This window comes from Pedobacter rhizosphaerae (assembly GCF_900111155.1).
Lineage (GTDB): Bacteria > Bacteroidota > Bacteroidia > Sphingobacteriales > Sphingobacteriaceae > Pedobacter > Pedobacter rhizosphaerae.
Genome location: NZ_FOGG01000019.1, coordinates 90,329 through 111,426, shown reverse-complemented (window position 1 = coordinate 111,426; position 21,098 = coordinate 90,329). Strand labels below are relative to the sequence as shown.

Here is a 21,098-nt window from a genome sequence, read left to right as displayed (position 1 = left end):
TGCCCTTAATCTTATAAGCATCCAACAGCCCCTGGATATTGATTCGGTTAATGACATCGTTCACAATGCGAACAGGATGGCCTTTTGCCACAAGTTCATCCAGAGTGGGCGGAATAGCCATGATCTGGTTCTGATAATAGGGCTTGAAAACTGGTTTCTGGACTGGCATAAATTTCAATTATTTATACTTAAATATCTGAAATACAGACAAATAAGCCAAATTTAAAAAGATGAAAAATTAATTTTTTTTCCACAAAAAAAGAGACTGCCTTTTTGAGACAGCCTCATTTCTTAATAAGTGCATAAGAATATCAATTCCTGAATTTTGGATAAGCAATTTGTGATCAAATCTTTATTCGAAGATTTGGAAAATCAATTTAACAATTCATTTTTAAATTTGTAAACACTATACTTTCCTCCACCAGTAAAGAGCAATGCCAAACCACCCCCTAAATATAATAGATTCAATTCAGCTACCAATCCTCCATACTCGCCGATAGCAAATGCGGACCACCCAAATGCAAGGAATAAAGTGCAGATCATTACCAAAACAATCCCTAATCCAGAAACACGGGTCAAAACTCCAAGGATTATTAATATTGGGGCAATTATCTCTGTAAGTGGAACACCGAGCCATAAAAAATCCAGCCATCCTTTCTGTGTTAAAATGCCCTTTACAGCCCCATGTCCATTGATTATTTTCGCTATACCATGGAAAAGCATTAACGCACCCACCGAAATGCGCAGAACTAAGATACCCAGATCAACATTTACTAATTTTGCATTATTACTCATATTTATTTATTTAATTTCTATAGAATTAACCTGCATGCGTATTTTCAGAACTTCTTAGCCAATAATATTCTAGCTAGATGACCGTCAAACACATTTGCATATACCACTAAACTTTACACTACAAATTTATTGTAATCGTAATCTAATGTTTGCACGGATTTCAGATTGGAAACTGGTTTCCTATTGGAAAGTAAGTGATATATATCTAATTTAGGCGCATATATTTTGCTCGTAATAAACCAGATGAAAAAGCAACCACAGCTTAACAATAACCAAATTTGCCAGACTAGATTAAATGCAATCAGAGATGCTATGGAAATTCTTTCAGGCAAATGGAAGTTAAATATCTTAGGTACAATCATTGTTGGCGGGAAAATGCGCTTCATGGATCTTCAACGTGAAATACACGGAATTGGCTCAAAAATGTTAGCAAAAGAGCTTCAAGATATGGAGGTTAATCAACTGCTTACGCGAACAGTTTTAGATACTAAGCCAGTTACTGTAGAATATGAAATCTCTGAATACGGGAAAGCATTGGCACCCATGATTGATGAAATGGTAAAATGGGGAATTGGTTATAGGGATTTATTGTCTCGGAAGTCAACAACAAAAGGCCAATTCTCTTAGGTATTCTATGAAATTTTGCTTACAAAAGATAAAGGCTTAGCATCATTCTTTCTGTATTACCGCTCTACAAGTTAGTGAAGAATTAGAAATAAAATCACATGACAAAAGCAGGCCTATTTTACAAAATAGGCCTGCTTGATTATACGTTAAGACAAACAATAATTATGAGCCGATAGATAATGTAATTTGTAGCTCTTCAAAAATGCTATATCCAAATCTGGCTGTTTTCAGCATTCAATAATCTTAGCTTTCGATATTATCGGACTATATTAGCTTGATCATTAATAAAAGATGACAGTGAACTAGATAAGTGAAATCCCCAACTATTTAGCTTACTGCTCTTCAAAAAACACAGCAAAACCTCCTCTAGGCAAAAGATCAACTGATAGTATATCCATTTGGGAAATCGTTCTTTCGCTAATGGAAAAAGCAGTATCATAATCTCCGTCTTGGATAATGGTTGCTTTGTATATTTTACCCTTTTCCAAGAAAGATAATTTGACTTGTTGTTTTTTCGATTTGCTTTCACCATTAATTCCCCCCAAATACCATTTTTTTCCACTTCGCCTGGCCAGCACTGCGAGTTTCCCTGGATAGCCATCGACGAACTTAGTATCATCCCAACCTGCAGGAATATTTCTTAAAAAATCCTTTACCACACTGGTAAGTTCCAAAAAGCCTTCAGGTCTGTCTGCCATATGTTGAAAAGCTGATTCAAATACTACCGAAAGTGCAAGCTCATGAGCATAAGAGGTGCTATGTTGGTGCTGAGAATTTGTAAAAGTTACCGGTGTGTAGTCCATTGAACCTATAATATTACGTGTATAAGGAAGTGTTGTATTAAGTTGTGGGGCAAGCGTAGTCATTTCTGGGCCGTTATTATACTGTTCGGCACCATAAACTGCCTCCATACTCATCAAATTAGGATAGGTACGGCTCCAACCCCTTGGTACAGTTGAACCGTGAAAGTTTACCATCAATTTATACTTTGCAGCGTCCTCCAAAATATCTAAGTAGTATTTTATAATATCCTGCTTATCACTGAGAAAAAAATCGATTTTAACTCCATAAATCCCAATTTTGTTTAACCACGAAAATTCTTTTGCCCTGCTTTCTCTTGTGAGCATACGGTCTCTTGGCGTAGCAGTAACATCATTATGCGGACCTCCAGAATTATACCATAACAATGGCTTTATGCCTTTGCTATTTGCGTATCTAGCAGCATCTTGAACATTCCCCCCATTAGACATAACATCCCATTCCCAATCGAAGAGCGTATATTTCCAGCCCATACTCGCTGCCAAATCAGTGTATTGATTAACTTTTTTGTAATCCATGGTTCCATGGTTATTTGCCCAATATATCCATGAACTAGATCCGGGTATTATCCAGCTTTCATCTTTAATTTTTGAGGGCTCACTTACGTCATTTATTAAAGTTGATTCTACTAAGTTTGCTAACTGTCCAATCACTGCCACTCTCCAAGGTGATTTCCATGGTAAACTCGATGAAGGATTAACCATTCCAGTAGAATTTCCATCAGTTGGAGCAGGGTAAGTTAGTTTATATATGTTTGCATCTTGCAAATTAGAAAGTTTTGTGGCGCAGTAATTACTATAAACCCCAGCTTCGCTTAGTAGCATCCAGCAATTATTCTTTTCATTTCCCATCTTAAATAGTGCAGGATATCCCCACTCACCTTTTTTAAAATCCCTCGTTTGAACTGGATAAGGCCCTTCATAGCTTCTAACAAACTGTTGTAAGAAACGCTCACTCGAATTAGGGACCTCAAAGCTTGTTAACTCCCGCTCCATTGTTATCTTTTCACCTTTCTTCCCGTAGAGAACATAACGGAACGCCACCCCATCATTATAAGCCCTAACTACGAAATCTATTTTTTTCCCACGAACATTTTTCAGGTGAAAAGTTTGCTCCATTGCTTCATTTGAACAATTGCTGCGCTTTCCATGTACTGCTAGGTAACGTTCAACAATTTTAACCTCCTTATCAGTACCTATTAGCGCAAGATCTTTGGAATAATCCTGTTTGCTCTCCATCAAACCAAGCTTAATCTTGGGAATCACACTAATTGACTGCCCTGCATCCACATAATCAACTTTCAAGTACCAGTTAGATTTTACATTGGAATCTTTTAAAAGCAAAATTTTAATATTTTGATTAGGTGAGATTACTTGATAGGACTGCGCCTGCAAGATCATGGGGGATAGGAATACTAAAACAATAAAAAGGCTGATATTAATCATTGATAGTATTTTTAAAGGTTTCATAAAAATTAGTGAGTTCATGTTGGTAATTTATTTAATAGTTATAGCACACTTATCGAATTCAGAAATTCTTCAATTAATTTTCAAGGGCATTAATTTGATTAGAAATGATTACCAGAGCAGTATTGTTATAGATTTACGAAAGCATGCTATGGTAAATATATTGATATTTATATTTTTTGACAGTATTGTTTTTTTTATTTTGCTAGTGTTGTATAGGCTTAACTAAGTTGAGATTTATTTAAGAACTGGAAATCAACGTCAGTTGAACTAAATACAAAACAAGCTATTCGTGGAAAGCTTTGAATTTGGCTTTATCTATTTGGTCTTCGCTAAGTTTCAGTTTTTCTTCAACCTAATTTATTCCTTTGGGTTGATTTTGTGCTTTTGTAATCCATGTTTTATCAGGTGTGTCTTAGACATTAAATTCTAATTTATCTCCATTTAAAATATCTAAACATCTGATATAGTTCTCATTTGTAGGGCTTTTCATTCAGTAAAACTGAACTGATGTAAACAGACTTTAGACTTTTTATTGAGATCGTAAATTTTCCACCTAAGTTGACATTAATCGAAAAAAGCTGCAAGAAACATCCGTTATCCTGCAGCAATCAATCACTAACTATCACTAAAAATTTCTACTTTACTTTTCATCAATTACCTCCCCACAGGTAAGCATATCTTTTGGAGAATATGGGTTTTCGATTTTCTTGTCATCACTTATCCAGGTACCTGCCATCTTAGGACATTTATTAAGATATAGCGTAAAATTTTCAGGTTTTACCTTTTCAATAATTGACCAAAATTGGAGTGATAATCCTTCCATGGGTTTTCTTTGGTGGCCAATAGATGGAGCAATCACGATACTATCAGCCATTTGCTTGATAATTCTACGGGCCAATGCTGCCGCGTTCATCTCGTCAGCTGTCAATTTTTTTAGTTTAAACTTACCTATTGCCTCCGAAAATTCTGAAGCAGATGTAGCTGTTTTTTTTGAATCTGAAATCACGAGACTATTTTTAATTTTTAGATAGCCAACAACTATGACTTTCTTTTGTTCCTCTCTTTGCTTGGCCAATTCTGGTGTAGCCACTTCTTGTGCCGATGCGTTGAATTGAGCAACAGCGGAATAACTAATACCTACTAAACTCATTATCATAAGCAATATATAATTTTTCATTTTAAAGGATTTACATTTTTTTTCTTTGTGATTTCTTCAATTTTATCAAGCATATCTTTCAGATGTACCTGATCAATTCCCGAAGTTTGAGGAATCAACTCCTCAACTTTTTTTCGAATGGCTTGGATATGGACTAAAGCTTCCAATCTTACATCACTGCGTTGTGCAGGGCTCATCGCCTTTCCATCTGCCACATCTTTTGGATTAATCAAAATGCTTAGCCTCTCCAGATAATAACGCTGTAAACTTCTTAAATAAGTATTTTGCTGAATATCACGTGAAGGCTTTTTCCATACGGTTGGTTGTAAATCGGCAAGAAATTCACTAACAGGATATGGATCAGAAGAGACTAATGCTTTTTGGCTTAAATTATACAGCATACCAGCGCTTAAAAAAATATTGAGTGCCTGCGATTGCTGATCAGAAATCTGTTCCATCGGTTTCAAATCGATATATTTTGCAATTTCTGCAGGATACATCCAAAGCGGTGCTTCGAAAACCTGGCGCCCCGCATAACTCAAGACACTTTTAACTATCTTTTTTGGAACTTCGGCATAAACAATGCCTTTCTCATCTACACTTCTTTTGGTTACGTAACGATTGCCAATATTTTTCATTACATGATACAGATAACGGCTATATTGCTTCACCACTTCCTTATGCAATTCTTCAAGATTATTATACTGGTCGCCAGGCTCATAAGTCCACTGATTTAAATGAGCCACTACCCTTTTCAGGTTTTTGATTCCATAATCACTTGCGGCAATTGCATCATCTCCTAAATCCTCAGATTGACTCCTCGGATCTTCATCTTTTCCTTCCCCACCAAACCATAATCTTGGATTTTTGGTTAACGTATCAGTTGTGATTTTACTCAACAGCTGCTCTTCTGCATATTCATCTTTTTCTCCATCAAAATAGCGGTACCCCCAGTTAATTGCCCATTTGTCGTAAGCCCCGATTCTGGCATAAATTCCTTTAGGCGAAATATTATCTTCAGGCTGCGCCACATAATTAAATCTGGCATAGTCCATAATAGAAACCGTATGGCCGTTTTTCTCCACCCAGGCTTTATCGCGAAGTTTTTCAACAGGGGTTTGGCTGCTTGCCCCCATATTGTGCCTTAAACCAAGGGTATGTCCAAGTTCATGTGAAGAAACAAAACGAATGAGTTGCCCCATCAGCTCATCATCGAACTGCATTTTCTGCGCCCTTTTATCCAATGGACCAGCCTGAATCATATACCAGTTGTGCACCAATTTCATCACATTGTGATACCAACCTACATGGCTTTCCATAATTTCCCCACTGCGTGGATCACTGATTCGTGGTCCATAAGCATTAGGCGTTTCTGAAGCATAATACCTGATAACGGAAAAACGGGCGTCTTCTAAACTCATTGTGGTATCGGCCAGCGGCCATTCTTTACCAACAATTGCATTTTTGAATCCAGCTTGCTCAAATGCCTTTTGCCAATCGTTTATTCCTTTAATGAGATAAGGACGCCATTTTTTTGGCGTTGCCGGATCAATGTAATAAACGATTTGCTTTTTCGGTTCTACCAGAATATCCCTGTTATATTTAGCCATATCTTCCTTTTTAGGTTCCAGGCGATATCGCTGCACCAAATACTTGGTTTGCGTTCTTTGGTAATCTTCATCAAACAGAATGTATTTGTTATTGAAATAGCCCACACGCTCATCAGAAATTCTTTTCCGCATTGGCACCTTCGGCAATAAAATAATGGATGTGTTTAATCTTAGCGTAACCGCTCCGGTTAAAGCACCTGCAGGAATTCCAAGCCCTGAACTGGCATAAGTTTTAGTGGTTTTTATTTCTGCATTAATTGGATAACAAGCAATACGCTCGATAAATGAACGATCATCGGCTAAGCTATTTAACTTTTTCGATGTTTTTTCCTCTGCGGAAATAGATACCACCGGGATATCTTTTTTAAAGAAATCGGTAACATCAATTACATAATTGCCAGTTATCGGATTTTTGGCCTTAATATCAAAACTCGCCACTATCGGACTCTCCTGAGATTGCATTACTGCTTGATAAATCGGCCCATCGGTATTTTTGGTTTCCTGGCGATAGATAACCCCTTTTAAAAAAAGGTTGTTATTATTTCCCTTCTGAAAGTAAAGCGTTTGCTCATTTACCTTTTCGCCACCAAAACTCCCAAAGCCTTGCGGCGTACTAATGTAACGGGTTACGGCTAACAAATAACGCCCCAATAAACTATCCGGAACTTCGAAAAACCATTTTTGATCTACTTGCCGAACATTAAAAAGTCCATCCTGCTTAATAGCAGTTGCCGGAATTACTTTATTGTAATCCAATGGTGCTTTTTGGGCGGCACTATCTGGCGTGGCAACAGGCTTCTGACCAAGTGCTGTCAACGATAGCGCCAATGAAATCGGAAATAAAATTTGTTTAAAATTCATCTTACAACGGAAGTTTTTCGTCGGTATTTAATGTAAGGTTTAGATTTTTCTTTAATATGCCAAGCGGGAATGGAATGATATATAAGCGTGATGTAGGTAATAGCGTATAGGTTTGTTGCGGAACAGTTTTGTTAACCAAAGGATAAGTTCGAACCACAGTTTTTGCATATTCTGCTTCTGTATTTAATCGTTTCAAATCGAAAAACCTGTTAAAACCTAAAACCATCTCTTTTCTGCGTTCATTAATGATGATCTCCATCATTTCTTTTCTGGTTGCCGGAACTGGTAGATTAATGGTTCCTGATAGGATACGTTTTTCGCGAAATTTATTAACAATGGCGATTGCACCTGCTAAATCATTTTGACGAGCCAAACATTCTGCCTGCATTAAGTAAACTTCTGTAGTTTTCAAACCAACCGTTGGATAGAAAAACCGTGTATAAGCGATACTATAATATGCAGCGCCAGAGCCAATATCCAAAAAGCTTGCGCTTGTGGTATTGAAAAACATATTGAAACGGGCATCATTGGTTCCAAACAATGCTCTCAATTCAGGACTGATTAACCAGGTATATCCAAAGTTGGTTTCGTTATAACCTTGAATATATTGATAACTTAAAACCTCAGGATTGTTAGGTGCAATGATTGGTGTAACTGATGGTCCACCTTGTGTAGTAGTGTATTTTACTAAATCGAAAATTTGATTATTGTAGGAAAGTGATTTTTCGCAAGCTTCTTTAGCCTTTGCAATTTCTCTTTTAAACAAATGGATTTTCGCTTTCAATGCCCAGGCAAACGCCAATGATGGATGATATGGATCTAATGGTTGTACCTGTAAAAAAGGGATGGCCTCATCGATATCTTTTTGGATAAAATCATAAACTTGTGCAACAGTTGATTTAGTTGGCTGTGCTTCCAAATCATATTTATCCATAATGCAAATACCACCATCGGTTGCTGCAGTTGCCGGATTGTAGGCTTTGGCATAAACGTTAACCAATAAAAAATGGTCGAATGCCCTAAATGCCTTTGCTTCAGCTTTGGCTAAATCTTTAACGTTCTGTTCACCTTTACTCGCATCAACTGATGAAATGATGGTATTCCAGCGGTTAATGTACAGATAAGCACGATCGTAGAAGTTTGATGAATTTACCATCGATACCCGATCGATATTCTCATTAAAACTGAAGTGTACAGTGTTGATATTTGGGGTAATCCCTATAAAATTCGACTCTTTCAGCCACATATCATCGACAAGGTACTGGAAGTTAGCAATCAGGTAGCCCCTATTTGGATAAGAAACCAGTTCATAATAATCTTGTGCGGTTTCTACTACTAAGGCTCCTCGTGGTGTTAAGTCGGTGTATTTTTCACATCCAGAAATCGCAATGGCGATTAAAAATGATGCAATGATTGCTATATTTTTTTTCATGATGTTAAAAAGTTAAGTTAATGCCTAATACAAATGATTTAGGATTTTGCAATGTTCTGGTTCCACTATTTAGGGAATATGATTCAGGATCAATATCATCGCCAGCAGCACTTGCATACCATAAATTATTCACTTGTGCCGTAAATTTTGCAGAAGGAATGTTGAATTTCTTTATGAAAGCTTTAGGCAAATTATAGCCTAAAGAGACACTTCTCAGTTTAACGTAATCAGCCTTCAATACATTTATATCAGCATTTTGCCACATGGAAGAAATGGTAAGGGCTCTAGGAATCATTGCCTCTGAATAATCAACAAGAAGTCTTGGTAATTCTGGCGTAATCCCGTTTTTATAGCGCTGTGTGATATCTAAATCCGAAATATCGTTGCTGCCAAGTGGCGTAACATCTTTCCGCATCACGTTACCACCAGAGAAAATCAATAAAGCACTCAGTTCAAAGTTTTTATAAGAAACACGCTGCGAAAATGAGCCATTGTAAGTCGGTATTAAAGTCCCCATACTTACAAGTGCAGCATAGTTGTTTATTCCACGGCTACTTGCTACAATTGGATTTCCACTTGCGTCAAACTCAAGGGTTGCTTTTCCATTTTCATCTAAAAAGTAAGGATAACCATTTGTCATTCCTCCATAGCGGTAGGCATATAAGGTATTGTAATCCGTTCCTTCAGTATAATAATTCTGTGGAGATGTAACGTAAGAACTTGCAGTAGCAAGCGCCCGATTTACTTTTCCAATTTTACTTCTATTAAATCCCAATACAAATGTTGAACTTAATGATAAATCGCCTGATTTAAGCCAGTCGCCATTTACTGTAAATTCGATTCCTTTATTTCTTAAGATACCATTATTAATCACTAATGATGCTGTCCCAACAGTTGGATCTAAATCGGTAGTTACCATTAAATCAGTACTTTTACGATCATAAAAATCAATTGTACCTCTTAAGCGGTTACCCAAGAAAGCCATATCTAAACCTAAGTTGTAGGTTTCTGTCTTCTCCCAGCGCAATTTAGGATTTGGTAGTCCAGTAATGTTCAAATATTGTAGCGATGTGAATAGGTTGTCGTTCACTCTTCTGGCCGTTAAGAATTTTGTAGTTTCAGTATTTTGGTTACCGTTAACGCCATAAGTAGCCCTTAGTTTAAGTAAATTAATCCATCTAAGAGATTCAAAAAATTTTTCGTTACTGGCATTCCAACCAAAACCAACTGACCATAATGGTCTATACTTAAATTCTGGATCTGCTCCAAAAAAATCAGCCTGATCTATCCTGAAACTCCCTGATACGTTATATCGGCTTAAATAAGTATAACTGGCGTTTGAGAAGTATGAAAGGTTTCTGTGTTTTGTTTCCTGAAACGAGCGACCTGCAATACCAAGGGTTTTATTTCCGCCAAAAATATAACTTGGCAAACCAGTTTGACTTACAGTTTGATTATTAATAATCGTGGATGTTAATGTTACCGGATCATAGCCATATCTAATATCCGTCATCCCGATAGGTAAAAAAGTTTGACGCATTTCTGTACCTGCAATAGCTGCTATTGAATGTTTACCACCGTCAAAAGATTCATCATAACTCAGTTGATTTCTAAAAGTATATGATTTTTTTTGTTGCATATTCTGACTAATTCTGCCGCCAGTTGGTAAACCGAAAGTATATACATTTGTAGCTGGAGTAAAAGCTACCAATGCATTGTAGGCTGCTCTCATTTTATATGAGTTTACATCATAAATTTGTTCACTTTTGGTTGTTCCCATTTCATATTGGATCTGACTGGAGAAATTCAAGCCATCCATAATTTTGGCCTGAATGTTGGCAAAAGCCCTTAAGGAAACGGTGTTGGCTTCAGTTAAACCTTCATTTAATGATTCCAAAATGTTAAAACGGTATGACTTATATTGTGGTGTATTAATTAATGCACCTGCTACTGCTCCATTAACAGGCGAACCAGCAATACCATCTTGTAAATTCACATAATTGGCATAAACCAAACTTCCATCAGGATTTACGATAGAAGCATAACGAGGCGATATGGCAGTATAAGAATCGTAACTACCATCAGTTGAAGTAGATGTAGAATAAGCACCATTAAAACCAATATTGGTAGATAACCACTTCTTTATGTTGTATGTATTTTTAAAATATAAAGTTACCTTTTGACTATTGTTTCCTATTACTCGTTCTGCTGAACGATCATAATTAATCGAAGCAAAGCTGTTTGATTTCGGACTCGCAGAACTTAATGATAAGTTGTAACGTTGACGGAAAGCATTTTGCCACACGTTGTCACGATATTGTTCGTAATAATCTGCATTTTTAAAATTGGTAAGCTGCTGATTAAATTGATCAGTAGTAACCTTTCCTGCATCTCTATCACGAAATAACTGGTAAAGCGGACTATAATATTTGATGTTTCCATTTGCTACGGTTCCATAAGCAGCAAACATAGTTTCGGTATTGGCATACCTAGCTCTTTCCTTGTTATATACATCTGTTTCAAAATCTACAATATCCGCAGTTGATGCGTAATGCATACTTCCGAAAGTTGGCTTGGTATCAATAAAAAAATCTGTATTTAATGATATTTTTAAAGGTGTACTACCTTTTTTAGTAGTTAAAACGATTACGCCATTTGCCGATCGTGAGCCATAAATAGAAGCCGCACCTCCATCTTTTAAAACAGTAACCGATTCAATATCGTAAGGATTAATTTCATCTAATGGTGTTTCAGTTGGCAAACCGTCGAGCACAACCAATGGAGCATTTCCACCCACTAATGAAAAAGTGGCCTGCCCTCTCAACACAGGTTGATCTGCTCCCAAGCCAAATGGATTTTTATTATAAACCAATCCAGCCACTCGGCCTTCCAACGCACTTAAAATATCTATATTAATATTTTCATTAAGTTTTTTTTCATCAATTATAGTTACTGCTCCAGTTGTACCTCCTCGGGTTATGCTTTGGAATCCATTTACCACTACCTCTGCCAGTAAAGACGAATTTGCTTTAAGGCTAACAGTAACAATTTTTAATGCCGCATATCTATCAAATTTTTGAGTAGCAGTAAAATAACCCATGTAGCTAATTTCCAGTGTATTGTATTGACTTGTTAAATTTAGACTGAAGTGCCCATTACCATCTGTTATGGTATATTTGTTGGTGTCCTTAATCTTTACAGTCGCTCCGGGTAGTGGTCCGCCTACACTATCTTTAACTATTCCATGAAGAATATATTCTTTAGGGTTTTCTGATAATACTCTTAATAAAATTGTTTGGTTCTTAGCAATTTCATAAGAAAAATTCTGTCCCTTAGCTACTGCATCCATTAGTATTTGAATGTCCGAAGTATTTAAATTCAAATCTATTGGTTTAGCCTCTTTTAGCAGCTCAGGAGCGTACACAAACCTGTAAGATGTATTGGTTGATATTTGAGAGATAACAGTTCTAAGTGGTGCTTGCGTAAAATTATACAGATTATTCTGCGCCTTTACATTTGACGATAGCAGCATCACTATACATAAAAATGCCGACCAGTTCAATAAATAGCCGCATCCCGATCGGACAAAGCGACAGTAGTGATTTATCATAAAATTTAATTTAGTTTGTTATTAATTGGATAAATAGCTCAAGTGACCAATCTCGCTGAAACATTTTATTAATAAATACCTGTTTTGGGTAATATAAAGGTGGTTGTAATAGTGCAGCTGTGTCGAGGAATCTTGTAATTAATTAAAATAATAGTAAATAAAAAATGAACTGGCAACATTTCAACAGCTTGGAATTACGATTATAGCATTTAAGACCATAGTTGATAATTAAACATAGATTAGTATACAAAGCTTCTCCCGTTTCTCAGCGCAATCATGCTTTATTGCATCCTTTGTTCAACAAAATTTGCTGAGCCAAATTCCCTAACTTTAGCATTATTCATCAAGCAAACTTTTTAATGTAATATTCTGATGGTCGTAAATACTTTCCTTAATTTTCGAAATACCCCCAGAAAGCAAATACAAATCTTTTACCCCATATTCTTTTAATTTTTTAGCATACTTGAATAACTCACCATCAAACATCATCATATCATAAATGATAATGGTTTTATTTGCATAACTGGCTATTTTTTCGTTGCTTAAGTTATCTGACGGAATATTAATCGCATTTTTTATTGTTCCAATATTTTTCCAGGCAGCCTTATCTGTCCCCCTAAACTCCGCTTCGCTTCTAATATCTATAATTACTGTGTTTCCATTCCGATTGACAATTTTTAACAATTCTTCAGGCAGAATAAATTGATATTTTGTTTTCAGAAAATTTCTTTCTTTAATTTCTGTAGTGCTAATAACATTACTCAATCCAAAAATCAAAACGTTTGTATCGTACCCTTGTTCAATTAAATAATTTGCTGCACCCGGACTTTGATTACCATCATTGTCGAATAGATAAATGCTTTTGGTTTTGTCCAATACCATTAAATTATCCTTCAATTTATCATAAGGTATGTGAAGAGCTGATTTGATTTTTCCAAATGAATTTTGGCGTTCATCACTTGCCTTTCCAAGATATAAGCTATCGGGCCTTATGTCAATTACTTGAAACTCTTCATTATTTAAGGCCCTGATAAAATTTGACGGAGTGACTAATTTATATTTAAGGTTATTCGTATAATATTTATTTTTGTAGGGCATCTCGGTATCCGAAAGGATGTTGAAGTATGATAAACCTCCATTAATATTTACCAGATTCACAAAACCACTGTCAGCGAGTTGTTTAGCTAAAACCCTTGAGCGTTTACTGTGGCTACAATAAAGGTATATGGTATCGTTTTTGTGCTTGAGGTATTCAGGATAATATTTATTAAAATTGGCGAAATCGGTTTCAATCGCACCCCTTATTTTTCCTTGATTAAAGGCTTGTGATTGCCCATTGTCATTTCTTTCGCCTGCTGACCTTATATCGAAATAAGTAAGTTTCGGGTTATGTTCGAGTTTGTTAAAAAAGTCTATCCAAGAAATGGTTTTGTAGCTAATATTATCTGACTTAAAATCTTGGGCGTAGCCACAAATACCTAATAGCAGGAACACGGCTGAAACAATATATTTGTTCATTTAATTGTACTGTAAAAATTAAAGTTGGTTTGTAAATTGTATTAGAAAAGCAAAAAACTAACAAATCCGCCAAAGCTATTTTTTTTATGTTTCTCTGGTCCGTAATAATCGATATTCGAACCCAATCCAAAAGAAAATTCCTTATAGCTCAATCCCGCACGAGCAATTAAATAGCTACGGGTTTGCATATTGATAATGGTGTTGTATTCGTATAAGCCCTGAAGTCGCGAATAAATACGCCATATATCATTAATTTTTGGTTTATACTCCACCAAAACCAGTCCTTCAACATTGGTATCTCTAGAATAATCTACTCTGGAATTGGCCACAAATAACCAGGTTGGATTAGCCAATGTGTAAACTAGCCCGGCTATGGGCCTCATACCTTTCACAGGCGTTAGGTGAAAACCGGTAGCCAATTTTAATCCTTTCAATATTTCGTAGGTGAGACTGGACTGGGCCATGTAGTCATTGATCCCATTTTTATCCCATTCACCAACCAATGAGGTGACACTAAAAACACCCAACTTTGGAATACTTTTGAATTTCTTATCGATTATCAATTGAAATGCTAAACCTCTGTTACTACCCAACACTTCCATATTTATTGGAGGGCTTGTAGGTGGAATTTGCATTTCTTTTTGAGCAAAAGCATTACCATGTATTATGGAGAGCAGAATTATAAAAGCAAACATTATCTTATGATGGATAATCATTCTTTACTTAATTATATCATTGTTATAAAAAGTTTAGCTAGACTAGTTGAATGTTTGCAATCCAAAATTCACAATGTAAATTTTCGTTTTACAATTTCAAGTCTCATTCTGCAAATTTAATCCAATTGAAAGTCAACACCTATAAATAATCATTCCAAAAGCTTTAATAAACGTTCCTAAACGGACTTTATAAGTAATCCATCCTATCGGCCGGTTGCAGAATAGTAGAGATTGTATAGATCAATAATCATATTGAACAGGTATCAAAATGGTAGTTTTTATATGCTATTTGATATGTTCCATGCGTGGTTTTATATCTAATTTTGTTTCTTTTCCATTGGGGGAAATTTCACAATTTAATATTTTGAATGATGAAAAAACTAATAACATCACTTTTATTCTTTGGGGTAACAATAGTTGCTTACGCACAGAATAGCTATAGTCAAAAATCCAGTATCCAGCTGGTAAGAAATGCTACACTAATTCTACAATATGCAGGCCACAAGATTCTGGTAGATCCGATGCTTTCTCCCAAAGGTGCAATAGAATCCTGGGCTGGTATCGCTAAAAATCCAACTGTAGAGATACAAATGCCAATGCGACAAATTACTGACAGTGTAGAATTGGTTTTAGTATCCCATACACATGCCGATCACTTTGATGATGCTGCAAATAATATCCTCAGTAAATCAATTAAAATTATCAATCAGCCAGCTGACAAGAGTTTTTTTAATTCCAAAGGATTTATCAACGCAGAAACGCTTGAAAATAAAATGAAATGGGACAATCTTAACATTGAAAGGGTAAACGGCCAGCATGGATCTGGAAAAGTTCTGGAAATGATGGGCAAAACCTCTGGTTTTATACTAAGTGCTAAAGGAGAACCCACTGTCTACATCATGGGAGATGCCATATGGACTGATAGGATAAAGGAAAATATTAGAAGAATAAAGCCTGATATTATTATAGTTAATTCTGGTGGTGCCCAGATTAAAGGATTCGAAAATTTACCAATCATCATGGACGAGAAACAGACCATGAATTTGGTGTCATCAAGTGGAAGTGCAAAGGTGATTGCAGTCCACATGGATTCTCTTGACCATTGTCGTACTACAAGACTCGTGTTAAGTGCAGAAGCTAAAAAAAATAATATTACAAAGGACAAATTAGTGATCCTAAGGGATACGGAGATTTATAACTTAGGTAAGTAATATGGGAGGGCAAGCATTTAAAATGTTTTGCCCTTTTTTATTAAACTGATGAGGCCATGAGTTTGAGTTCTGAATTATAGCACAAATAACAGATAATTCAATTAACGCTAATTTACGGTAAATCGATTTCTTTGAGATATTTACAGCTCGCGTTAGCTATTCCCAATTGTAGCTTCGTAAAACGTAAATACAATTTTGATGATCAATGAATTAATGCTAGTTTTTGAAAGCCCTAAAATAGATTTAAAATGATATCGAAACTAAAATGAACCATTCAACATAAATCCTCAAGATGCCGACAGGGAGATAAGTTAAAAAATTAAATAACCAGTATATATTATGCCTTCATGCAGGAAGTTTGCTCAATTTACAATCTAAAGTTTGAAATCAAGCCTTAATTTTTTTATCCATCAATATATGTATGATATATGCAACATATTTGTCTTTAGCGTCTTGTAGCCAATACTATACTAAATGTATTCAAGTATCCAGCAATTAAAAACTACAAAAATTGGGAAAGAACCACTTTCACCCAATTACACACTTACGCAAGACCGAAATTAGAACAACATAGCCAAATAGTAAAGCTATTATGTTTCGAATTTAAGGAGGCAAATCATATAAAAACTTACTGATTACAGAAAACGACTGAAATCGGAATACTCCCTTGTGGCGACAATACGAGTATAATGAGAAGTGTTTCGTATGCGATTGAAATGGGCGGAGAAGTTGGAAGTATGGTTAGTAGAAAAATAATTGAAGGTAAATTTTAAACAAACAAAGCAGTGGGAAATTTAAAAACAAGAACGGATAGCTTAGAACTAACCGTTCTTGTTTTTTAAGGATATTATTAATTTCCCCAAAACGCATCTTCTGCCTCTTGGTCTTCAGAAAACAACCATACTTGAACAACTTTACCATTTACAACCTCAAACAAATCGACACCGTTCATATCAACTGTCCTGTCGTCAATTTTCCCCGTAAAATGAGTTGGAAATGAAACTAAATTTCCGTTTGCCATCAAAGCGCCTGTTGTTTCTATAACCAATGAACCATGTGTTGCATCCATCATATCGGCAAGCATTTTGCCAATGGCATCAAGTCCTTCTTTTGTTCCTGCAAACTGATGATTGCCTGGTTGGTGCCATTTTGCATCAAGGCTGAAATGAGAGAATGCAGTAGGGATGTCTCCCTGTGAAAGCGCTTTTGAATAAGCTGTGACTACTTCTATTGCTGTCATAATTATTGATTTTTAAATTTATATTTATTCATGTAGATTTTTTACTTTCCAAAAAACGCATCATCTACCAACTGGTCATCTGAAAATGTCCAAACGTGAACAATCTTTCCATCTTTTATCTGGAATAGATCCATCCCACCCAAACTCATCGTTTTTGTTCCTTTTTTGGCTGTGAACCAAACTGGAACTGAAACCAAATCACCGCTTTGGAGCATCGGTCCAGTCGGTTTCACCACCATATTTCCAGCTGAATCTGCCATAATTTCTTCAAGCATTTGGAAAATTTCGCTTAAATTATTTTTCAAACCAGAAAATTTATTATTCCCAGGCTGGTACCATTTGGTTTCAGGTATAAAGTTAGAAAATGCTTTCTCGATTTCCCCATTAGACAATGCCTCAAAATATGCTGCTACAATTCCCTTCGCTTCCATAAATTACCGATTATTTGATAAAATAATCTTTATTATCTTTTGCCCAATCTGCTAATGAAGTCATTTTTACAGGAATTTTTTTTAAGACTTCGTTCATATTCGGATTGAATTTTGATGGGTATTCAATAGCATTTTGCAAACTTTCGTAATAAGCTGCAACGCTTGATGCTCCCGCCTCTCCTACGAATGGCTTTAATATTTCACCGAATTCTTGTGGCTTTTGCGGATAATAAACGATTTCTTCCGATAAACCTTTAGAAAACTGTGATGCCAGATCATTTCCTTTCAGATTTTCTAATCCGCTAATTTTAAAAGCATCTGCTTTTAAATCAGAATTGTAAATAGCTTCAACCACAAAAGCACTCACGTCTCTTGAAGCAATCCATCCGATTGGCATTGCTTCTGGAGTTGGGTAAGCCAATTTCCGCTCATTAGTAATGAAGGGTGCGCAGAATGGCCCCATCATATTTTCCATATAAATTGTTGGTTCGATGATTACATAATCCAATCCGCTATTCTTCAAATATGCCAGAACGTCGAGTTTTATATCATCCACAGGAGAGCCAATTTTTTGAGCTTCCAACCATCCACTTGTGTTCCAAACGATTTTCTTTACCCCGTTTACTTTAGCTGCATCTATCACATTTTTTGAATATTGCAAACCATCAAAAGGATTTGGTAATGAAACCGGGATCATAAAAGCGATCGCATCAATTCCCTTTGTAATTTCCAAGATTTTATCGGCATCAGCTAAATTGGCCAAAACTGGTGTTGCACCTGCTTGGGATAATTTACTGAAACTATTTCCTGAACTTGTAGCAGCGATAACTTCTGCACCTTTTTTCTTTGCTTCTCCTATTACGTTGAATTGTTGTGAGCCTGTTGCCCCGAATACTAATATTTTCATTTCTTATTTATTTTAACGTTTAATATTTGGACAAAGCTAAGCAAGTACTTACCTTTACACAAGTACTTACCAACTTGTAAAGTACCTACAAAAAGGTTAGAATAACTGATTATCAATGAAAAATAAAATTAAAATAAGTGACCCGATCAACCATGGTTCTCCCTTGAGCGGTTGTTGATCACCGCTAAATGGTGAATATTTATTTTTAATCCTGTTCAAATTAAAAAAAAAATTATGCAGTTTGGCAAATTGAAAAGTGCAGCAAACTCGGTAAGTGTAGCGAAAATAACGGTTTCTATATTGATTTTACTGTTGTCAACATTCACAATGAATGCACAAGATCTTGATGGCATTATAAAAAAAGTAAACAGCGGATCGCGTTTAGATACCCTTATTGCTTTTGATAAAAACAATGAGCTGGAAAATTTGCCGCTCACGCTAATAAAAGGGAGAAAACAGGGAGCTGTATTTACCATTGTAGCGGGAATACATGGTTATGAGTATCCACCGATCATAGCTGTACAGGAACTGTTGAAAGAAATAGACTTTAACCTTCTTCAGGGAACGCTGATTATTTTGCCTTTAACGAACAAAGCATCATTTTATAGAAGGTCACCCTTTATCAATCCCTTAGATGGAAAAAATTTGAACACTGCTTTTCCTGGCTCTGCTAATGGAAGTATTACAGAAAAGATTGCGTACTGGATCACAAAAGAGGTTATTGCGAACACCGATGTGTTTTTAGATATCCACGGCGGCGATTCGAACGAAGATCTCCTCCCTTTCGTTTGCTATTATAATAATCAGCAAGAAGCGGAGCAAACAGAAAAAGCCCGTCTTTTAAGTGAAGCATCGAGAATGAAATATATCGTTTCCTATCCTTATAACCTTAAAAAAACAGAACCAGCAAAATACGCTTTTAAACAAGCAGTGCAGGACGGGGTTGTAGCATTGAGTGTAGAGGCAGGAAAACTCGGGGCAGTACAAACTGAAAATGTCGATTTAATAAAAAATGCTGTTTATAATATGCTGAATTATTCAGGTATGTATAATGCAAGAAAAACTGTTAATGATGTTAACAGGAAATACCTGTATAACCAAACCTATGTTCGCGTTGCGGAAAAGGGCATTTTTTACAGCTCGGTTAGTAGTGGTGATGCCCTTACCAAAGGGCAAAATATAGGCTATATAACTAATGATTTCGGTAAGATCTTGCATCGGATTACCGCTCCTGTGAGTGGAATAGTTCTTTACAAAGTTGGGACACCACCTGTTAATGTGGGAGAAACGCTTTTTTGTATTGGCTATTAACATCGTGATGTCTTGCAGGTACAGTCTATCCGCTTCTTTCCAGCTAAAAAATGATCAAATTTTTTCGCTGCTACTTATAACATGATTAGATCAGTTAATTAAATATCAATGACGAATAAAACAAGAGTAAATACGCCCTGTGACGACAGGTGTCCTGTTAGAGCATCCTTAACGCTCTTAAGTGGCAAGTGGACATTAATGATACTGTTTCAAATCAATGAAAATGTGGTGAGATATGGCGAATTGAAAAGGGCAGTAACCGGCATCAGTGAAAAAATGTTGATCCAAGAGTTGAATATGCTTGTTGAAAACAAACTGGTCAGTAAAAAAGTCTATCAACAAATTCCCCCAAAAGTTGAATACCGATTGACTAAACTGGGATTAAAAACTTTGCCTATTGTAGATAAGCTTGCTGAATTTGGACTGGAAAATTTAGTTTGATTTTTCAAGAGGTTTAAGGTTGACTGATAATTTAAAAAAGAAGCACCTGCGTAGTTTAAAAATAAAAAACAATGAGAACTCAAAAATTTCATAAAACAGAATGTGGGGTAGATTTTCTGATAAATGTTCTGCCATCTGATGAGTTCGCAGATACATACCTTTTAAAAGACACCTACGATACGGATTATCTCGAAATCGTTTTTTTCAAGAAAGGCAATGGCTATCTTGTTTTAAATCATCAGAGGATAAACATCTCCGATAACAGCATCATATTTATTTCGCCCTTTCAAAAGCGAGAATGGAATCTGAATCCTGATGGTCTGGATTTTATGGTTTTAGTTTTTCAGGAAGATTTTTTGAATGATTTTTTCTCCGATAAATTGTTTACCTATCGTCTGTTGTACTTTTATCAATTGGCATACCCGCTGTATACACAAATCGATCAAGTACTTGTGGAAAGATATTATGCGCTTTTGTCCGAAATAAAATCAGAATTGGTCAAAACAAGAGCTGACAGCGTTCATATTATCCGTTCTTTAATCTATTACCTGTTACAAAAACTTAACCGGGAATATGCAGAGATTCATCATTTGGCTGTCGAAAAAAATCACCATAATGAAGCTTTCCAGTTCAAGCAGCTGCTCGAAATTTACATCAGAGATAAACAGCGCATTAATGATTATACAAGTCTATTAAACATCAACCGCATTGCGCTGAATAAAGCGGTAAAAGCACAATTTAATGTTACAGCTTCGCACTTATTGAAACAACGTTTGCTTGTCGCCATAAAGGATTACTTAATCCATTCCAAACTTACGGTATCTGAAATTGCTTTTCAGCTCAATTTTTCAGAACCCAACCATCTAATGCGCTTTTTCAAAAATCAGACTGGAATTACCACAACCGATTTTTTAAATGAATATCAAAATGGTATCAATCATTGA

16 protein-coding genes and 1 pseudogene are annotated in these 21,098 nt (G+C 35.9%); 5 read left to right on the top strand and 12 right to left on the bottom strand.

The features are described 5' to 3' along the window. Both BMX11_RS24905 and BMX11_RS15705 read right to left on the bottom strand, forming a co-directional pair. Positions 1–169 (bottom strand): annotated as a pseudogene (locus BMX11_RS24905) (IS5/IS1182 family transposase); the annotation flags it as partial. 203 nt (positions 170–372) lie between these two features. Further along, positions 373–795 carry a DoxX family protein gene (locus BMX11_RS15705; RefSeq protein ID WP_090885927.1) on the bottom strand — a complete coding sequence of 141 codons (423 nt, stop codon included), beginning with the start codon at positions 793–795 and terminating at the stop codon, positions 373–375. A 243-nt stretch (positions 796–1,038) separates the two neighbouring features. On the opposite strand from BMX11_RS15705, the gene BMX11_RS15700 reads away from it, so the two are divergent. Continuing rightward, on the top strand, positions 1,039–1,422 hold the full coding sequence (locus BMX11_RS15700; RefSeq protein WP_090885925.1) for a winged helix-turn-helix transcriptional regulator: 384 nt from the start codon (positions 1,039–1,041) through the stop codon (positions 1,420–1,422). 332 nt (positions 1,423–1,754) lie between these two features. Here the strand turns inward: BMX11_RS15700 and BMX11_RS15695 are convergent, their stop codons facing one another. From BMX11_RS15695 to BMX11_RS24340, 7 genes are all read right to left on the bottom strand, one after another. After that, positions 1,755–3,728, bottom strand: a complete 1,974-nt coding sequence (locus BMX11_RS15695) for a glycoside hydrolase family 97 protein (RefSeq protein ID WP_217643851.1) — start codon at positions 3,726–3,728, stop codon at positions 1,755–1,757. Positions 3,729–4,350: 622 nt separating this feature from the next. Beyond that, complete coding sequence (locus tag BMX11_RS15685; RefSeq protein WP_090885921.1) at positions 4,351–4,887, bottom strand: DUF3347 domain-containing protein; 537 nt, start codon at positions 4,885–4,887, stop codon at positions 4,351–4,353. Beyond that, the gene (locus BMX11_RS15680; protein ID WP_090885920.1) at positions 4,884–7,337 is read right to left on the bottom strand and encodes a zinc-dependent metalloprotease; all 2,454 of its coding nucleotides are present in this window, start codon (positions 7,335–7,337) and stop codon (positions 4,884–4,886) included. Before BMX11_RS15680 ends, BMX11_RS15685 begins: the two co-directional genes overlap by 4 nt. Position 7,338: 1 nt before the next feature. Beyond that, positions 7,339–8,769, bottom strand: coding sequence for a RagB/SusD family nutrient uptake outer membrane protein (locus tag BMX11_RS15675; protein WP_090885918.1), 1,431 nt, complete (start codon positions 8,767–8,769; stop codon positions 7,339–7,341). Positions 8,770–8,773: 4 nt separating this feature from the next. Continuing rightward, a complete protein-coding gene (locus tag BMX11_RS15670) occupies positions 8,774–12,379 on the bottom strand; it encodes a SusC/RagA family TonB-linked outer membrane protein (protein WP_245738686.1) in 3,606 nt (1,201 codons plus the stop codon). Between the two features lie 336 nt (positions 12,380–12,715). Then, positions 12,716–13,897 (bottom strand): rhodanese-like domain-containing protein, encoded by a 1,182-nt coding sequence (locus tag BMX11_RS15665; protein WP_090885914.1) that lies wholly within the window; start codon positions 13,895–13,897, stop codon positions 12,716–12,718. Between the two features lie 41 nt (positions 13,898–13,938). Beyond that, complete coding sequence (locus tag BMX11_RS24340; RefSeq protein WP_175474580.1) at positions 13,939–14,592, bottom strand: hypothetical protein; 654 nt, start codon at positions 14,590–14,592, stop codon at positions 13,939–13,941. Between the two features lie 389 nt (positions 14,593–14,981). Here BMX11_RS24340 and BMX11_RS15650 point away from each other — a divergent pair, with 389 nt between their 5' ends. Further along, a complete protein-coding gene (locus tag BMX11_RS15650; RefSeq protein ID WP_217643850.1) occupies positions 14,982–15,824 on the top strand; it encodes an MBL fold metallo-hydrolase in 843 nt (280 codons plus the stop codon). 850 nt (positions 15,825–16,674) lie between these two features. Here BMX11_RS15650 and BMX11_RS15645 read toward each other — a convergent pair. From BMX11_RS15645 to BMX11_RS15635, 3 genes are read right to left on the bottom strand one after another with little or no spacing between them, the layout of a single operon-like run. Further along, positions 16,675–17,064 carry a nuclear transport factor 2 family protein gene (locus BMX11_RS15645; protein WP_090885910.1) on the bottom strand — a complete coding sequence of 130 codons (390 nt, stop codon included), beginning with the start codon at positions 17,062–17,064 and terminating at the stop codon, positions 16,675–16,677. A gap of 41 nt (positions 17,065–17,105) precedes the next feature. Then, a complete protein-coding gene (locus tag BMX11_RS15640) occupies positions 17,106–17,495 on the bottom strand; it encodes a nuclear transport factor 2 family protein (RefSeq protein ID WP_090885908.1) in 390 nt (129 codons plus the stop codon). A 10-nt stretch (positions 17,496–17,505) separates the two neighbouring features. After that, positions 17,506–18,402 (bottom strand): SDR family oxidoreductase, encoded by an 897-nt coding sequence (locus tag BMX11_RS15635; RefSeq protein ID WP_090885906.1) that lies wholly within the window; start codon positions 18,400–18,402, stop codon positions 17,506–17,508. Between the two features lie 234 nt (positions 18,403–18,636). Between BMX11_RS15635 and BMX11_RS15630 the strand changes: the two genes are divergently transcribed. The 3 genes from BMX11_RS15630 to BMX11_RS15620 all read left to right on the top strand — a co-directional run bounded on the left by BMX11_RS15630 (position 18,637) and on the right by BMX11_RS15620 (position 21,098). Further along, a complete protein-coding gene (locus tag BMX11_RS15630) occupies positions 18,637–19,713 on the top strand; it encodes a succinylglutamate desuccinylase/aspartoacylase domain-containing protein (RefSeq protein ID WP_245738685.1) in 1,077 nt (358 codons plus the stop codon). A 108-nt stretch (positions 19,714–19,821) separates the two neighbouring features. Next, entirely contained in the window at positions 19,822–20,154 is a 333-nt protein-coding gene (locus BMX11_RS15625) for a winged helix-turn-helix transcriptional regulator (protein ID WP_090885905.1), read from the top strand. A 71-nt stretch (positions 20,155–20,225) separates the two neighbouring features. Continuing rightward, positions 20,226–21,098 carry a helix-turn-helix domain-containing protein gene (locus tag BMX11_RS15620; protein ID WP_090885903.1) on the top strand — a complete coding sequence of 291 codons (873 nt, stop codon included), beginning with the start codon at positions 20,226–20,228 and terminating at the stop codon, positions 21,096–21,098.

Excerpts from the sequence above, each read along its gene's own strand:
- BMX11_RS15625 (WP_090885905.1), top strand. The coding sequence starts at position 19,822 with ATGACGAATAAAACAAGAGTAAATACGCCCTGTGACGACAGGTGTCCT.
- BMX11_RS15695 (WP_217643851.1), bottom strand. The coding sequence starts at position 3,728 with ATGAACTCACTAATTTTTATGAAACCTTTAAAAATACTATCAATGATT.
- BMX11_RS15675 (WP_090885918.1), bottom strand. The coding sequence starts at position 8,769 with ATGAAAAAAAATATAGCAATCATTGCATCATTTTTAATCGCCATTGCG.
- BMX11_RS15650 (WP_217643850.1), top strand. The coding sequence starts at position 14,982 with ATGATGAAAAAACTAATAACATCACTTTTATTCTTTGGGGTAACAATA.
- BMX11_RS15635 (WP_090885906.1), bottom strand. The coding sequence starts at position 18,402 with ATGAAAATATTAGTATTCGGGGCAACAGGCTCACAACAATTCAACGTA.
- BMX11_RS15630 (WP_245738685.1), top strand. The coding sequence starts at position 18,637 with ATGCAGTTTGGCAAATTGAAAAGTGCAGCAAACTCGGTAAGTGTAGCG.
- BMX11_RS15620 (WP_090885903.1), top strand. The coding sequence starts at position 20,226 with ATGAGAACTCAAAAATTTCATAAAACAGAATGTGGGGTAGATTTTCTG.
- BMX11_RS15685 (WP_090885921.1), bottom strand. The coding sequence starts at position 4,887 with ATGAAAAATTATATATTGCTTATGATAATGAGTTTAGTAGGTATTAGT.
- BMX11_RS15665 (WP_090885914.1), bottom strand. The coding sequence starts at position 13,897 with ATGAACAAATATATTGTTTCAGCCGTGTTCCTGCTATTAGGTATTTGT.
- BMX11_RS15640 (WP_090885908.1), bottom strand. The coding sequence starts at position 17,495 with ATGGAAGCGAAGGGAATTGTAGCAGCATATTTTGAGGCATTGTCTAAT.
- BMX11_RS15645 (WP_090885910.1), bottom strand. The coding sequence starts at position 17,064 with ATGACAGCAATAGAAGTAGTCACAGCTTATTCAAAAGCGCTTTCACAG.
- BMX11_RS24340 (WP_175474580.1), bottom strand. The coding sequence starts at position 14,592 with ATGTTTGCTTTTATAATTCTGCTCTCCATAATACATGGTAATGCTTTT.
- BMX11_RS15700 (WP_090885925.1), top strand. The coding sequence starts at position 1,039 with ATGAAAAAGCAACCACAGCTTAACAATAACCAAATTTGCCAGACTAGA.
- BMX11_RS15670 (WP_245738686.1), bottom strand. The coding sequence starts at position 12,379 with ATGATAAATCACTACTGTCGCTTTGTCCGATCGGGATGCGGCTATTTA.
- BMX11_RS15680 (WP_090885920.1), bottom strand. The coding sequence starts at position 7,337 with ATGAATTTTAAACAAATTTTATTTCCGATTTCATTGGCGCTATCGTTG.
- BMX11_RS15705 (WP_090885927.1), bottom strand. The coding sequence starts at position 795 with ATGAGTAATAATGCAAAATTAGTAAATGTTGATCTGGGTATCTTAGTT.